This window comes from Tetragenococcus koreensis (genome assembly GCF_003795145.1).
GTDB lineage: Bacteria > Bacillota > Bacilli > Lactobacillales > Enterococcaceae > Tetragenococcus > Tetragenococcus koreensis.
The window spans coordinates 769,758-785,355 of record NZ_CP027786.1 but is presented as its reverse complement, the minus strand read 5'-3'; the positions used below and the strand labels follow the sequence as shown (position 1 = coordinate 785,355).

Annotated in this window: 16 protein-coding genes and 1 pseudogene; 10 read left to right on the top strand and 7 right to left on the bottom strand. The window is 37.1% G+C overall.

Features of this window, described 5'->3' with window-relative positions; all coding sequences use genetic code 11:
* Positions 1–10: 10 nt before the first annotated feature.
* Positions 11–691, top strand: coding sequence for a helix-turn-helix domain-containing protein (locus C7K43_RS03725; protein WP_124005628.1), 681 nt, complete (start codon positions 11–13; stop codon positions 689–691).
* Positions 692–765: 74 nt separating this feature from the next.
* A pseudogene (locus C7K43_RS13735) lies at positions 766–996 on the top strand (IS3 family transposase); the annotation flags it as partial.
* An 83-nt stretch (positions 997–1,079) separates the two neighbouring features.
* Here the strand turns inward: C7K43_RS13735 and C7K43_RS03715 are convergent.
* From C7K43_RS03715 to lepA, 3 genes are all read right to left on the bottom strand, one after another.
* Positions 1,080–1,604, bottom strand: coding sequence for a helix-turn-helix domain-containing protein (locus tag C7K43_RS03715; protein ID WP_124005626.1), 525 nt, complete (start codon positions 1,602–1,604; stop codon positions 1,080–1,082).
* A gap of 186 nt (positions 1,605–1,790) precedes the next feature.
* On the bottom strand, positions 1,791–2,147 hold the full coding sequence (locus C7K43_RS03710) for a hypothetical protein (RefSeq protein ID WP_124005625.1): 357 nt from the start codon (positions 2,145–2,147) through the stop codon (positions 1,791–1,793).
* A gap of 153 nt (positions 2,148–2,300) precedes the next feature.
* Complete coding sequence (gene lepA / locus C7K43_RS03705; protein WP_124005624.1) at positions 2,301–4,130, bottom strand: translation elongation factor 4; 1,830 nt, start codon at positions 4,128–4,130, stop codon at positions 2,301–2,303.
* 182 nt (positions 4,131–4,312) lie between these two features.
* On the opposite strand from lepA, the gene C7K43_RS03700 reads away from it, so the two are divergent.
* The 3 genes from C7K43_RS03700 to C7K43_RS03690 are packed head-to-tail and all read left to right on the top strand — an operon-like array spanning position 4,313 to position 6,011.
* Positions 4,313–4,810, top strand: a complete 498-nt coding sequence (locus tag C7K43_RS03700; RefSeq protein ID WP_124005623.1) for a nucleoside 2-deoxyribosyltransferase — start codon at positions 4,313–4,315, stop codon at positions 4,808–4,810.
* The gene (locus C7K43_RS03695) at positions 4,788–5,465 is read left to right on the top strand and encodes a DUF2238 domain-containing protein (RefSeq protein ID WP_226996729.1); all 678 of its coding nucleotides are present in this window, start codon (positions 4,788–4,790) and stop codon (positions 5,463–5,465) included. The genes C7K43_RS03700 and C7K43_RS03695 overlap by 23 nt, the downstream gene beginning before the upstream one ends.
* Positions 5,466–5,477: 12 nt before the next feature.
* Entirely contained in the window at positions 5,478–6,011 is a 534-nt protein-coding gene (locus C7K43_RS03690; protein ID WP_124005621.1) for an ECF transporter S component, read from the top strand.
* A gap of 3 nt (positions 6,012–6,014) precedes the next feature.
* On the opposite strand, the gene queG is transcribed toward C7K43_RS03690, so the two are convergent.
* Positions 6,015–7,175, bottom strand: coding sequence for a tRNA epoxyqueuosine(34) reductase QueG (gene queG / locus C7K43_RS03685; protein WP_124005620.1), 1,161 nt, complete (start codon positions 7,173–7,175; stop codon positions 6,015–6,017).
* 125 nt (positions 7,176–7,300) lie between these two features.
* On the opposite strand from queG, the gene thrC reads away from it, so the two are divergent.
* Positions 7,301–8,791 (top strand): threonine synthase, encoded by a 1,491-nt coding sequence (gene thrC, locus C7K43_RS03680; RefSeq protein ID WP_124005619.1) that lies wholly within the window; start codon positions 7,301–7,303, stop codon positions 8,789–8,791.
* Positions 8,792–8,962: 171 nt separating this feature from the next.
* Here thrC and C7K43_RS03675 read toward each other — a convergent pair whose 3' ends face one another.
* A complete protein-coding gene (locus tag C7K43_RS03675; RefSeq protein ID WP_124005618.1) occupies positions 8,963–9,148 on the bottom strand; it encodes a hypothetical protein in 186 nt (61 codons plus the stop codon).
* Between the two features lie 20 nt (positions 9,149–9,168).
* Entirely contained in the window at positions 9,169–9,936 is a 768-nt protein-coding gene (locus tag C7K43_RS03670; protein WP_124005617.1) for a tyrosine-protein phosphatase, read from the bottom strand.
* 156 nt (positions 9,937–10,092) lie between these two features.
* Between C7K43_RS03670 and C7K43_RS03665 the strand changes: the two genes are divergently transcribed.
* Positions 10,093–10,512: an OsmC family protein gene (locus C7K43_RS03665; RefSeq protein ID WP_124005616.1), complete on the top strand. Its 420-nt coding sequence runs from the start codon at positions 10,093–10,095 to the stop codon at positions 10,510–10,512.
* 32 nt (positions 10,513–10,544) lie between these two features.
* Positions 10,545–11,564 (top strand): NADPH dehydrogenase NamA, encoded by a 1,020-nt coding sequence (gene namA, locus C7K43_RS03660; RefSeq protein ID WP_124005615.1) that lies wholly within the window; start codon positions 10,545–10,547, stop codon positions 11,562–11,564.
* A gap of 160 nt (positions 11,565–11,724) precedes the next feature.
* Here the strand turns inward: namA and glmS are convergent, their stop codons facing one another.
* Entirely contained in the window at positions 11,725–13,536 is a 1,812-nt protein-coding gene (glmS, locus tag C7K43_RS03655; protein WP_124005614.1) for a glutamine--fructose-6-phosphate transaminase (isomerizing), read from the bottom strand.
* A 402-nt stretch (positions 13,537–13,938) separates the two neighbouring features.
* Here glmS and sppA point away from each other — a divergent pair, with 402 nt between their 5' ends.
* Both sppA and C7K43_RS03645 read left to right on the top strand, forming a co-directional pair.
* The gene (sppA, locus tag C7K43_RS03650; protein ID WP_124005613.1) at positions 13,939–14,964 is read left to right on the top strand and encodes a signal peptide peptidase SppA; all 1,026 of its coding nucleotides are present in this window, start codon (positions 13,939–13,941) and stop codon (positions 14,962–14,964) included.
* Positions 14,951–15,586, top strand: coding sequence for an RDD family protein (locus tag C7K43_RS03645; protein WP_420824152.1), 636 nt, complete (start codon positions 14,951–14,953; stop codon positions 15,584–15,586). The genes sppA and C7K43_RS03645 overlap by 14 nt, the downstream gene beginning before the upstream one ends.
* The last annotated feature ends 12 nt before the right edge of the window (positions 15,587–15,598 follow it).

Sequence of the window (15,598 nt, the reverse complement as noted above, 5' to 3'; positions counted from 1 at the left end):
GAGGTTTATTATGGCTCGACGAACAATGAAATTAACCTTGGAGGAAAGAGTGGCTTTCGTTCAACGTTGTATAAACAAGGAAATCAGTTGCTTAGGGGCAGCGAAAGAAGCTGGGGTCGGTTCTAGTACGATGGATCGCTGGGTTAGCTTTTATAAAACAGGCGGTGCCGCTGCTTTAGAACCTCGGCAACAGAATGCTCATTATCCTCAAGAACTGAAGCTAGCCGCTGTCCAAGACTATCTAGCAGGAAAAGGCAATATGACAGCCATTGTTAAAAAGTATCATTTAAGGAATAATAAACTTCTTCAAGAGTGGATAAAGGTGTACAATACTCGTGGAAACTTCTATTCAGAAAGTGAGCGGAAGAACATGAGAAAAGCACGGGAAACCACAACAGAAGAGCGACTAAAAATTGCGCAAGATTGTCTGATTCATGATAAAGCTTATTCGATGATCGCGGAAAAATACCAGGTTTCTTATCAACAAACCCGTCATTGGACATTGAAGTACGAAGAGATGGGTGTAGAAGGATTAGAAGATCGACGAGGAAAGCAAGCAGGCACAGCCTCAAGCCGCACAAAGGAAGAAGCACAGCGTGACCAAAAGGCGCAACTAGAACGCCGAGTGCGCGAGCTGGAGATGGAAAATGATTTGTTAAAAAAAGTCAAAGAGATCGAAAGGAGGTTTTAGGGCTCGTTCGTCATGTCTTTGAGTATGAAGCGATCAAAGAACTTCACGAAACGAAACAATATCCTATTCAAAAAATGTGTGCTTATTTACATGTCGCACGATCCGCTTATTACCATTGGTTAAATCGACCGATAAGCCCGCAAGAAGTATTCAATCAACAATTAGCTAATAAAATCAGAGAAATTCACGAGGCTCACGAAGAGATGGGGTATCGTCGCATTCGGGATGAACTAGCTCGATGTTATGGCTTGGTCGTAAACGATAAACGCGTCTTACGCTTATGTCGCGAACTTCAAATTCAATCAACCATTAAACATCAAGGAAACAGTATCACGACAAGAGCTCTGCGGCCTTTTCACACCGCTAGCAATCGATTGAATCGAAATTTTCATGCCGAAAAGCCCAATGAGAAGTGGCTCACCGATGTCACGGAATTCAAATACAAAGTCCACCAGGTCGTCCATAAAGTGTATTTAAGTTTAGGAAGGTTTTCTTCTAGCATCATTCGTACTTGTCTTTCTTGATAGGCAGGATTGATTTGAAGCATATTTTTCACGCACTCGTCAATAAGTTCTTCAAAATTATCTTCATTATACTGATGCGTACCTTTTACAAAACACCACTTGCAAAACTCTTCATTGAAGTGGCCATCCTTATCTTTACTAATGTATTCATCTTCTTCCAGAGGCATCCCGCAAACTTGACAGATGAGTGCTCTAGGCGAGTCTAAAAGAGTATTAATCGAAATGTTAAAAGTTTTTGAAATTAGCTTAAGCGTTTCGACATTTGGTTCAGTTTCTCCGTTTTCCCATCTGCTGACTGCTTGTCTAGTAATTACTAACTTTTTAGCCATACCTTCCTGAGTAAGATTATGAGCAATTCGTAATTTTTTTAGTGTTTCATTCATTCTCATAGCGATACTCCTCCTTTAGAATAAGTATACTATTTTCAAAGTTAAATAAAAGCAACTAACAGTGGCATTATAGATAATTCAAGCTATAATTATCTTTCAGTAAAAATAGAACATAACTTTGGCAGACTTATGTCCTGTAGTTGATTATTATCTTTAATAGGTAACAAACTTCCAGGAGCCGTTTCTTCAATCAATTTCGGACCATTTGTGATATTGATAAAATTCTATATGTTTAATGGCATCATAAGCCACAAAGGTCTCATCAATAAAAACGCCATCTTCATTGTGACCTTTTATTTTCCCAATAACGTCAGGTAAATAGCTGTGATTAACGAGTTCATTGGTTTGTATGGCAACTGATTTATCTTTGAGTAGAGCTTCTTCCATAACCTCTGTGATTTCTTGACTAATCATATCGTTTTTTTCTTCTACAACAGCATATTCTTCAAGAGAAGTATGAACCATTTGTGCAGTATGTTCTGATAAATAAAAACCCATCCATTTTAATCTTTTTCGATCAACGTAATCATGTAGAGTACTCATCTTTTTTACCTCCCTAAATATTTATTTATAATTCCATGATAAGAACAAACGTTCGAAAAGTAAAGCGAACATTTTTTTAAACTTGTATTTTAACCGAAATGGATTCAATAAAAAAAGCGCGGAAAAGCGAAATATTCACTTTCCCACACTTTTTTAATTTTCATCGTCCATTTTAAGTACAGCGAGGAAGGCTTCTTGCGGTACTTCGATGGAACCAATTTGTTTCATTCGTTTTTTACCTTCTTTTTGTTTTTCTAATAGTTTCCGTTTACGGGTAACATCGCCGCCGTAACACTTAGCTAACACGTTTTTACGTAAGGCTTTAATATCAGAACGAGCAACGACTTTTTGACCAATGGTGGCTTGGATAGGAACTTCATATTGTTGGCGTGGAATCAAAGTTTTCAATTTTTCAACGATGGCTTTCCCACGTTCATAAGCAAATTCGCGATGGACGATAAAACTTAGTGCATCAACTTTTTCGGCATTTAACAAAATATCCATTTTTACAAGATTGCTGGTACGATATCCTGACATTTCATAATCTAACGAAGCATAACCCTTGGTATTAGATTTCAACTTATCGAAGAAATCAAAGACAATTTCAGAAAGAGGGATGTTATAGACAACGTTTACCCGATAGTCATCTAAGTAGTCCATAGTGACAAAATCGCCGCGTTTTCTTTGGCATAACTCCATTACAGGTCCCACAAAATCATTAGGTACCATGATTTCTGCTTTAACAAAAGGTTCTTCGACGCTTTCGATATAAGTCGTTTCAGGGAAATCTGCTGGGTTATCTACATCAACTTCTGTACCGTCAGTTTTAGTAACATGATAAACCACAGAAGGGGCAGTCGTGATCAATTCTAAATTAGCTTCACGCTCTAGACGTTCTTGTACAACATCCATATGAAGCATGCCTAGAAATCCGCAACGAAAACCAAAGCCTAAAGCCTGTGAAGTTTCAGTTTCAAATTGTAAAGCAGCATCATTTAATTGTAACCTTTCTAGCGCTTCGCGTAAGTCATTATAGCGAGAGGCGTCGATTGGATACATCCCACAAAAGACCATCGGATTTTTTTGTTTATAACCAGGCAGTGCTTCTGTAGCTGGGTTATCTGCCAGGGTGATTGTATCACCAACACGCGTATCTTGAACAGTTTTGATAGCAGCTGTCAAATAACCAACGTCACCAACCATCAAATAATCACTTGCAATGGCTTTGGGTGAAAAAATACCGACTTCGGTTACTTCAAATATTTTACCAGTGTTCATCAATTGAATCTTATCGCCTGGATGAACGACACCATCAATGATACGGATACTTAAAACAACGCCGCGATAGACATCGTAAATGGAATCAAAGATTAATGCTTTCAAAGGAGCATTAATATCACCAGTTGGAGCAGGAACTGTTTCTACAATTTGTTCTAAAATTTCTTCAATGCCTAAACCAGATTTTGCACTAGCTAGTACTGCTTGGCTAGCATCAATGCCGATAACATCTTCAATCTCTTGTCGAACACGTTCAGGATCTGCTGCTGGCAAATCAACTTTATTAATGACTGGTAAAATCTCCAAATCGTTATCAACTGCTAGATAAACGTTAGCTAAGGTCTGGGCTTCAATACCTTGGGCTGCATCGACAACTAAAATCGCTCCTTCGCAAGCTGCCAAACTGCGCGAAACTTCATAAGAAAAATCGACATGTCCAGGTGTATCAATTAAATGAAAAATATAAGTTTGGCCATCTTTGGCTGTATAATTTAATTCAACTGTATTTAATTTGATGGTGATCCCGCGTTCTCTTTCCAAATCCATCGAATCCAGTAATTGATTTTGCATTTCTCTTGAAGTTACTGTATGTGTCTGTTCTAAAATTCGATCGGCTAAAGTGGATTTTCCGTGATCGATATGAGCGATGATCGAAAAATTACGGATCATTTTTTGTCGCTGTTTCATTTTTTCTAAATTATTCATGGAATCATTCCTCATTTCTTTTCCTTCAGCTTATTAATTATACCAATCCAATTAAGAGAATAAAAGCGATTTGTAAGATTCACTTAAAGTACCGAACTAATTTTTGCTAGTATTTGTTAAATGGATTTGATAAAGTGGATATGGTCGACAGATATCGTTATTAATTTATTGGAGGAATCAACATGAAAGTTTATTTTGCTGCACCTATGTTTGCTAAAAGTGATTTAATTTATAATTCTTATTTAGTTGAAAAAATCCGGGAAAAATATCCTGAACTTATTATTTATATGCCACAAGAAAATGGTGCGATTAATGATAAAACTGCATTTGCAGACAGTAAAATGATCGCTCTAGCGGATACAGAAAAAGTGGAGGAAAGCCAGTTAATGATCGCTTTATTAGATGGGATTACCATTGATAATGGGGTAGCGTCTGAAATTGGAGTTGCTTATGCACATCGTATTCCTGTACTTGGCTTATACACAGATTCTCGCCAACAAGGAGCCGACAACCAACAAAAATTAGACGCTCTTTCAACGGTTGCTGAAAATCAATTTCATTATTTGAATTTGTATACAGCAGGTTTGGTTAAATTGAATGGTCAAATTTACTCTTCAGAAGAAGATCTTCTAAATGGTGTAGATGATTTTGTAAATAATGAAAGATCTTTTAATGAGTAGCTATGTAAAAAAGCAGCGGATGATGGTTTTATTTGGTTTTTTAACGCTGCTTTTTGTTATTGGAGAATATTTTTTGGGTGTTGCTTCTGATACAGCAACTTTTACCAAAATTGTTGAATGTGCTGCAGGTATTTTATTAATTTATGCGCCAGAGATTTTAAACAAGCTGTTCAACTTAAAATTTGCTAATTTTATTGTTTATTTTTTCTGGTTTTTTATCTGGTTGGCTATTTTTTTAGGAACTTGCTTCCATTTTATGACGCTCATTCCTTTATGGGATAAATTATTGCATCTGATAAGTCCGATGCTTTTAACTATGATCGGTTTTGGTATCTTAAGCGAGTTTTTAAAAAGAAGAAGTTTGGAAGAATTGTCACCTTGGTTATTTCTAATTTTTGGATTTTCTTTTGCTGGTATATGTGGTGTTTTCTGGGAATTCTGGGAGTGGAGCTGGGATACGCTTTTGGATATGAATTTACAACGTTATAGAAGCGGCGAGGTGGTTTTTGCTGGTCAACGGGCCTTACAAGATACAATGGGGGATTTATTGATCAATGTGGTAGGTTCATTGATCTTCAGTATCTTTGCTTGGGTTAGAAGCCGCAATTATCCGATGTATTTTGCCAAGTTCCGAATTGAATTTTTAGATAACTAGGAGAGTCGTATTATGAAACAAAACCATTCCTTCTCATTTTTTTCTACTTACGAATTAGCTTATCTGGCAATGACCGTTGCTACTTGTACGGTTGGTCGTCTTTTATTTCAATTTTTGCCTAATATTCAACCGATGACTGCGATTTTTTTGATTATCACATTGCAACTGGGCATTTTTCGAGGGCTTATAATCAATATTTTATCAGTACTGATCACCAATATGTATTTGGGTATGGGCGTCTGGACGATTTCTCAAATTATTTCTTTTGGAATCATTATCTGTTTAATGGGTTTTCTTTGCCGTCTAACAACCTTTAGGAACAATCGATTATTGCAAGCAGCTTTCAGCGTTTTTGCAGGCTTTTTATATGGATTTGTCATTGCTTTTATTGACGTAAAAGTTTACGGCATGCCGCAGTTCTGGCCTTATTATATTTCGGGTCTTTCCTTTGATCTATTACATGCTATAGGAAATGGCGGTTTTTATCTCATTTTAAGTCCTATTTTCCAGCGATTATTTATAAAAACAGTCAAAAAGAAGGCTTAATATTCAAGCCTTCTTTTTATTTGTTTCTAGCATTGTGAGTGTTTCTGTTAGTTCTGTTAAAACTTCTTCATCTGTTTCTGTCTCCTGCAATTCATAAAGCAGGTCAATGGCTTGTTCAGGATGTTTTTTAGTTAATTCGCCAATTGACCAAACTGCAGTGCCACGAATCACTGGGCGAGGGTCTTCAAGGCACTTACAAATCTTTACTAGACTTTCGCGTCCGCCCAGGTTTGCTAAAGCAATGAGGGCATTTCGTTGTAAAGGTTTTTTACCTCGCCAGAAACCTGCTAAATGACCAAATTGTTTTTTAAATTCTTTATTAGACATGGATAGCATGGGTGCTAACTTAGGGCGTACTTCATCAATCGATGGTTCCATTTCTTCATGAAAGTGGAAATCCTTGCCTTGGTTATAGGGACAAACTAATTGGCAAATATCACACCCATAAATCACATTATGGATTTGCTTCCGATATTTTTTAGGCATCATTCCTTTGGTCTGTGTTTGATAGGAGAGGCACTTTTGCGCATCCATCTTCCCATCGCCTAATAACGCGCCTGTAGGACAATGTGTTATGCAGCGCGTGCAATCACCACAGCCAAAAGGTTTGGGCTCATCAGGTTCAAATTGAATATTGGTGATAATTTCACCTAAATAAACAAATGAACCATACTCTTCTGTAATTAATAAACCATTTCTCCCAATAAAACCTAAGCCCGCTCGTTGGGCTACTGCTACATCTACTAGTTCACCGGTATCAACTTGTGGAGCAAAACGCCAGTTTTCGGTTTCCTTTTCATCCTCAGCTATTTCTTCAATAAAATGAATTAGTTTCGTTAAACGATCTTTTAAAATATCATGATAATCAATCCCCCAAGAAGCCCGCGCGAATTGTCCACGTTTTTCATCTCTGGGAACTTTCTCATTAATTTTTGTAGGGTAAGCTAAAGCAATTGCGATAATACTTTGTGGATTTTCAAAGGTTAGCTCAGGATAAAGTCGTTCATCAATATTAGGATGTTCAAAACCTGAAGTATGTCCGGCAGCTTTTTGTGCAACCAATGATTCTTTCAGTTCAGCAAATGGTTCAGCTGTTGTAAAACCGATCTTATCGATACCTAGACGTTTACTCTCAGCGATGATTTTTTCTTTCAAATTTGACAATCCCATCACTCCAACTTCTATTCTTTTTCTACTATATCATACCTTAAAAAATAAGAATACATATGTTTAACTTAATAGCTTTATGGTATATTAAAAAGAAACAAAAGATAGAGGAGACACAGAGAATGGCCTTATTCTATAAAAGTACCAGAGACCCTAAAAATGTCGTTTCAGCTTCACAAGCTATTTTACAAGGATTGGCGGTGGATGGCGGTTTATATGTTCCTACAGAAATTCCCAAGCCAGTTTTAGATTTTGCTGAACTAGCAGAGCAAAGCTACCAAGAAATTGCTGCTCAAATCATGCAGTTATTTTTACCTGATTTTACCCAAGATGAATTACGTGATTGTATTAATCAAGCCTATGATCAAAAATTTGATGACCCAAAAATTACGCCTTTAGTTAAAGCTGACGGTCAATATTATCTAGAGCTATTTCATGGTCCAACTTTAGCATTTAAAGATTTAGCTTTATCGATTTTACCGCACTTAATGAAAAAAGCGGCACAAAAAAATAATCTGGATAAAGAGATTGTCATTTTGACAGCGACCTCTGGAGACACTGGGAAATCCGCTATGGCAGGTTTTGCAGATGTAGAAAATACTAAAATTGTCGTTTTTTATCCTGAAAATGGTGTCAGTCCTATCCAAGAAAGGCAAATGGTTACTCAAAAAGGAGCAAATACATTTGTGGCTGCAATTGAAGGAAACTTTGACGATGCACAAACGAAAGTGAAACAACTTTTTAATGATGAAAACTTGCGTAGTAAAATGGCGCAAAATAATAAAGCATTCTCTTCTGCTAATTCCATTAACATTGGACGCTTAGTCCCACAAATCGTTTATTATGTCTATGCCTATACCCGGTTGATAAAAACAGGGAGAATCAAGAGTGGGGAAGAGATCAATGTTTCTGTTCCGACTGGCAACTTTGGTGATATTCTAGCCGGGTTTTATGCTAAAAAAATGGGACTTCCAATCCGACGTTTGGTTTGTGCATCCAATCAAAATAATGTGTTAACCGACTTTTTCCAAACAGGAAATTATGATCGTAACCGGCCTTTTTATGTCACTTCTTCTCCATCAATGGATATCTTAGTTTCCAGTAACTTAGAACGTTTGTTGTTTTATTTAGCCAAAGAAGATACTGTACAAACCAAGCAACTGATGGACGGTTTGAATGAAAAAGGTACTTATACGATTACACCAGAAATGAAGCAAGGTTTGACAGACTTTTTTGCTGATTTTGCTTCTGAAGAAGAAACGGCAGAAACCATTCGTAAGATGTATGAAGATGCAGATTATGTCGTCGATCCACATACAGCAGTGGCTAGTTGTGTGGCTGAAAAATATCAAGTAGAAGAGGGCACAGCATTACCAACTGTTGTTCTTTCGACCGCTAGCCCTTATAAGTTTCCGCAGGCGGTTCTTCAAGCCATCACAAAAGAAGATACTGTTGCTGAAGGCTTTGCAGCGATTGATAAATTGCAGCGCTTAGCTAAAAAACCAATTCCTGCAGGTATTAAAGAATTAGAACACGCTAAAGTAAAACATCAAAGTAAAATTTCAGCAGACCAAATGACCCATTATGTAGAAAAAGTATTGGATCTACAATAATAAGAAAAAAACTGTGACATAAGTCCATTTGATAATAAAATATCCGAACTTTAGAGAGATTGTTCCTGCGGTTACTCGTCGCAAATCCACAACGATTAGCAAATCTCATTAAATATAGTTCGGATATTTTTGACTTGTTTTTACTTATGACACAGCTCCTTTTTTTAAAATTTAAGGTCGATTTTTTAAGATGGTAAGAATCGTTAAAGGAATAACCAGCACAAGATAACCCATCAAGGAAGCTATTGTAATGAATAGCCAGACATTGTTAATTGGGAGTGCTTGCGTGATTAAAATGGCTAATGCCATGGAAATAAAATAACAGATAAATAGTTGGACAAAACGCTTGACTGTCATGTATGTCCCTCCAATATTAGCTAATTGTTACTAGCTAGGTATAATGAGCGTAAGTCTTTTTGCATAGGAGAGGTAATCTCCAATTCATCTGTTAGGTAGTGACCAATGCCGCCAAATTCTTCATTGATTAATTGGTAGAACGTATCTAAGTAAGAACTATCGACCGTTAGTGCGATTTTTAAGGCTTCAACCGTCCTACTGTCTGTACCGTTTTTAATCGCTTGAGCGATTACTTCGTCATTTTCTTGGACACGCATTGTGTTAGTTTTCAAATAATCTTTATAAATGATTTCTCTCGGGACATTTAAGATTTCTAACAATAATGCTGCTGAAATACCCGTGCGATCTTTTCCTGCAAAGCAGTGGAAAAGAAAACTTTTATCAGAATCGATACTTAGCGCGGATTCAAGCATTTTTCGAAAACCACTTTGTGCGCTAGGATTAACGGCCATTGTACGGTAGGTTTCATGCATATAGTTACGTGCTACATCAGGGGAGTAAATTTGTTTAAAATCGTTAAGCCCAGTCCCTTGGCCCTCAACGTTTTTGAAAATATCAATATGAACATAATCTGCATTTTTAAAATTTTCATCTGGACGTTCTTCAATTTCCTGTGATGAACGCAAATCAATGATTTTGCCTAAACGGTAGTTTTCCAATAGCTCATTTTGGTCTTGTGGTGAAACGCGGGTTAACTCTCCTGAACGTAATAATTTTTTCTTAGCGACCACCTGACCATCGCGGTTTTTAACGCCACCTAGATCTCTGAAATTTGTAATAGTCTCCATAAAAATTCCTTTCTATATCCGTTTGATGACTCCATTTTATCACAAATTGTAGCAGTTTAGTACACAACGACCTTTACATGCTTTGAATTTTAAAAAAGCGCTCAGTAGATGTATAATTAATTGATGTGAAAAAAATAAAGTAGGAGGTTAAAGTGTATGAAAAGAATCTATCATACCGAAGTTGTCAATGATCAAGGGCTAAAAGGTGCCGCATATGTTAAAGGAAATCATGAATTGTCTGTCGTTACATCCAGTCCAACGAGTATTGAAGCAGGGACAAATCCAGAACAACTGATCGGACTTTCCTGGGCGACTTGTTTTAATTCCACAATTGAAATTCTTTTACAAAATAAAGGAATTAAGAAAAAGAGTCGAGTAGATGTTCACATTGATTATTGTGAAGATGAAAATACTAAAGAACATTTTTTTGAAATGAAAGCATACGCAGCCATTGACGGATTGACCAACGATGAAGCAGCTATTTATATTGATGCAGCTGAAAAGCGTTGTCCTGTATCCAAAATTATTGGAGATTATCCGTACGCTTCTTACGAAGTTGTACCTTATTCAGAATAAAATTATCTATGCACGGAGGTCAGAATTAACGCATGACAATAAAACTTTTTGAACCCTACGAAATTAAAAACACAATATTAAAAAATCGGATCGTTATGAGCCCAATGTGTATGTATTCAGCCGACGAGGATGGCTTTGTAACAAGCTGGCATCCAACCCATTATGAAGCACGCGCAGTAGGCCAAGTTGGTTTGGTTTTCTTGGAAGCTACTGCTGTTTTGCCTGAAGGACGGATTTCGAATAATGACTTGGGAATTTGGCAAGATGCACAAATTGACGGTTTAAAACAATTAGCCACAAGCATCCAACGCCATGGGGCAAAAGCTGCTATTCAATTGGGCCACGCCGGTAGAAAAGCAACGGTTCCAGGAGAAATTTTTGCACCTTCGGCTAATGCTTATAATGAGGAATCTAAAATACCAACAGCAATGACCAAAGAAAAGCTCACCGAGTTAGTGAAAGCTTTCAAAAAAGCTGCCTATCGGGCTGATCAAGCAGGATTTGATATAATAGAAATTCATGCAGCTCACGGTTATTTAATCAATGAATTCTTATCGCCTTTGGCAAATAAAAGAAATGACGAATACGGCGGTTCAGTAGAAAATCGTTATCGGATCTTAAAAGAAGTGGTCGACGAGGTTAAATCTGTTTGGAATAAACCACTTTTTGTACGCATTTCAGCAAACGATTTTACTGAAGAGGGGATGAAACCAGCTGATTATATTCCAATGGCAAAATGGATGAAAGAACAAGGCGTTGATTTAATTGATGTCAGCGCAGGAGCTGTTGTGCCAGCGAAGATTGATAGCTATCCAGGATATCAAGTACCTTTTTCAGAAACCATTAAAAATGGAGCTGATATTTCAACCAGTGCTGTAGGCTTAATTACTAGTGGAGTTCAAGCAGAAGAAATTTTGCGCAATGAACGAGCAGATTTGGTTATGCTCGGTCGGGCGTTATTACGCAATCCTTACTGGCCTTACCAGGCCGCCAAAGAATTAAATACAACCATTCAAGCACCCAAACAGTATAAACGCGGTTGGAGAATGTAACTAACAGTTCTTAAGTAAAATTTCGCTGTTTCTTTCCAGAAAAATTCAGTAATGAGGAGCGAATTAAAGATACCTTACTCAAAATTCCATAAATGAGCGATAAAGAACTATAGTAAAAAAACTTGCAACGTCATAATGACTGCTGCAAGTTTTTTATTTATTATTCGACTGTTACTGATTTAGCTAAGTTTCTTGGTTTATCAACGTCATAACCGCGTTGCATTGAAGCATAATAAGCGATCAGCTGTGTTGGAACAACAGAAACCAGGCTTGTCAGTAGTGGATGAACCATAGGCAATACTACTTGATCGCCTTCACGAGCTAAGTCTTCTGAGACAATCACGATCGTATTGGCTCCGCGACTTTCAACTTCTTTTAAGTTTCCACGTGTATGTGGTCCAGTCTTATCGTCAGTGATAATTCCTAATACAGGCGTGCCTTCTTCAATTAAAGCAATTGTTCCATGTTTTAACTCACCAGCTGCAAAACCTTCTGCTTGGACATAAGAGATTTCCTTTAATTTCAGTGCTGCTTCTGAAGCAACGTGGTAATCATTTCCGCGTCCAATATAAAAGGCATTACGGGTTGTGCTTAGGTATTGCTCAACTAAGTTTGCAAGATAATCTTTTTCATCGACCATAGCTTCCATACCAGCCGCAGCGATTGACAATTCGTGAAATGCATCAAATGAGGCATTAGCTTTTTTATCTTTAATTTCTCCAACAGCTTGTGTCAAGATAGCAAGCATTGCAATTTGTGCCGTATAAGCTTTAGTTGAAGCAACAGCGATTTCCGGTCCAGCATGAAGTAGTAAGGTATATTTAGCTTCTCTAGATAAGGTTGAACCAGCAACATTGGTAATCGTTAATGAAGGAAAGCCTAAACGATTTGTTTGAACTAGGACCTGTCTACTATCAGCTGTTTCACCACTTTGTGTTAAGAAAATAAAGAACGGTTTTTTAGAAAGCAATGGCATATTGTAACCAAATTCGCTGGAAAGTTGTACTTCAACTGGAATTTGCGTTACTGTTTCAATCAAACTTTTAGCTGCCCAACCAGCGTTGTAACTAGTTCCGCAAGCTACGATATAAATTCGATCGCTATCTGCGACTTCTTTGACAAGTTCTTGATCAATATTCACATTTCCTTGATCATCACGGTATTCTTGCGTTAATTTACGCATTACCGTAGGTTGCTCGTCAATTTCTTTTAACATATAAAAAGGATACGTTCCTTTTTCAATATCAGAAGCGTCCAATTGTGCTTCATAAGAGTCGCGTTGGATTGTTTCACCGTCTTGATTTTCGATAATTACTTTATCTGCAGTAACAGTAACTAATTCATTATCTGCAATTTCTACGAATTCATGCGTTTGGTCTAATACTGCTAAAGCGTCACTAGCAATGACATTGAAATCAGTACCTAAACCAATCAATAAAGGACTTTTATTTTTAGCAACATAGATTGTTTCAGGTTCATCTTTGTTGACTAACGCAAAAGCATATGAACCGCGAATAACTGTAATAGCTTTTTTAAATGCAGCTTTGGTAGACAGTCCATCGTTTTCCATAAATGAAGCAATCAAATTAACTACGATTTCAGTGTCGGTTTGGCCATAAAAAATTTCACCGGCCAAATACTTTTGTGAAAGTTCTTCAAAATTTTCAATGACGCCATTATGAACCAATACTAGTTTGCCATTTTGTGAAGTATGGGGATGCGCATTTTCTTCTGACGGTTTCCCGTGTGTTGCCCAACGTGTATGCCCAATTCCAATAGTTCCGTTGACATCATTTGCCACTTTTTCTTGCAAGTTTTTGATGCGACCTTGGGATTTGATCAGATGTTCCTGTTTTTCATCTGAGACAAATAAACCGGCCGAGTCATAGCCACGGTATTCTAAACGTTGCAATCCGTTGATAATAATTTGTTCTGCATGATCTTTTCCTACAATTCCTACAATTCCACACATAATGAGATTCCTACTTTCTTTTTTCATTACGTATTTCTAACTGCGCGACAAGTTTTTTGTTACAAACTTTGCAGCTTGCGTTTGTTCTTGTCTTTAGAGTGCAGACCCTAGAGCCACCCGCCGAATACTTCGATAAGCTCTTTTCCTCGTCTTCTGTAAAAAAACAGAACTGGCGCTGTTCGATAATGGTATAGCTACCCTCCTTATTAATTATTATTTAGAAATACATTGGTAATGATATACATAATTTGATTTCAAGTCAAGAAAAATTATATATAAATGAATTGGTCTAGATAATAAGATACGTAAATTTTCTTTTTAACTATACTAAATAATAAACTTTCGTTAAAATAAAGAAGGAAACGATTTTTATTTTTATGTTTTTAAAAAGGAGGGGTACAAATGAATAAAAGACGTTGGATCGCAGTGTTGATCGCTGCGGGTTTACTTATCTTTTCAGCTGTCGCTTCATTTATGACAGATGAAGGATCAGATGAAGAAGCTTTAAGCGGCATGGATGCCGTTTTATTTGGCTCGAATGAAATAAAAGAACAGGCTATAGAAGAAGGGTCAGAAGATCAACGAATTGCTCAATTATCGCTCGATGGTACGATTGTTGATACAGGAACAGAAGGTCTTTTTTCGGGTGAAGAATATAACCATCAATTTTTCCTAGAACAATTAAAAGAAATTCAAGATGACTCGACAGTGGCAGCTGTTCTATTAGAAGTTAATACGCCAGGTGGAGGTGTGTATGAAAGTGCCGAAATTGCTAAAGAAATCCGAGCAATTCAAGCAAATGATGTCCCAGTTTATGTTAGTATGAAAAATATGGGAGCAAGCGGTGGCTATTATATTTCTGCCTCAGCTGATAAAATTTTTGCTACCTCAGAAACACTTACAGGTTCAATCGGTGTTATCATGTCCAGTGTGAATTTTTCTGATTTAATGGAAAACTTAGGGATTGAGGACCAAACTTATAAAAGTGGTCCATTAAAAGATATGGGGTCAGCTGTCAGAGAACCAACAGAAGAAGATGAAGAAGTCATGCAAGGTTATGTGGATAATTCGTTTGATCGTTTTGTGCAAATTGTAGCTGACGGACGTGATATGTCAGAAGAACAAGTGCGCGAGGTTGCTGACGGACGTATTTATGATGGTCAACAAGCCGTAGACAATGATCTGGTAGATGAAATTGGATTTCCTGAGGATGCTTTAACAACTTTAAAAGAGGATGAACAATTGCAAAATGCGCAAGTCTTTGAATATGATGTTGCGACAACTGGATTTGATCGTACCTGGTTAGGCTCTAAAATAGCTCAAGTACAAGGCATCGAACAAACGGATACTGACCGCATGCTCAATGTAATCGAACGTATTGGTACACCTGAAGCACCTAAACCAATGTATTATTATGGAGGTGAATAAGATGTCCGAACAAGAAAATGAAACACAACAAAAGGGATTCTATCAGAAAGTATTAACTTCTTTTAAATCAGAAGAATACACAGAAAATGAAATTGCTCAAAAGAAGTCAGATTGGCAACAATATGAAGAAAAACCGAAAAAGAAGCGGTATATTAATGATTTTCCTAATTACTTTTTTGCAGGTTTTTGGATTCGTTTGTTTGCTTTTATAATTGATTTACTTTGTATTAATGCAATGACCTCTGTTGTTTTGGATACTACCTTCACTTGGATGGGGATGGAACGTGCGACAGAATTCTTGAGCGCCTATAGTTTACTTGCTTTGGCCATCTATCTTGCCTATTTCACTCTACTAACCAAATTAAATAAAGGACAGACAATTGGAAAAATGATTTTTGGTATTCGTGTAATTTGTTTAACCGAAAAGAAATTAACTTGGAAAACAGTTTTGATTAGAGAAATGGTGGGGCGTTTCATCTTACAGGGAAACCCACTATTATATCTAGGTTACCTACCAGCGATTTTTACTAACAAGAAACAACATGTAGCAGACTATTTTGCGGACACTAGCGTGGTAACGATTAATTTGATCCAAGCGTTTAACCAAAAAGCCAATGCTTAAATAAAGAAAGAG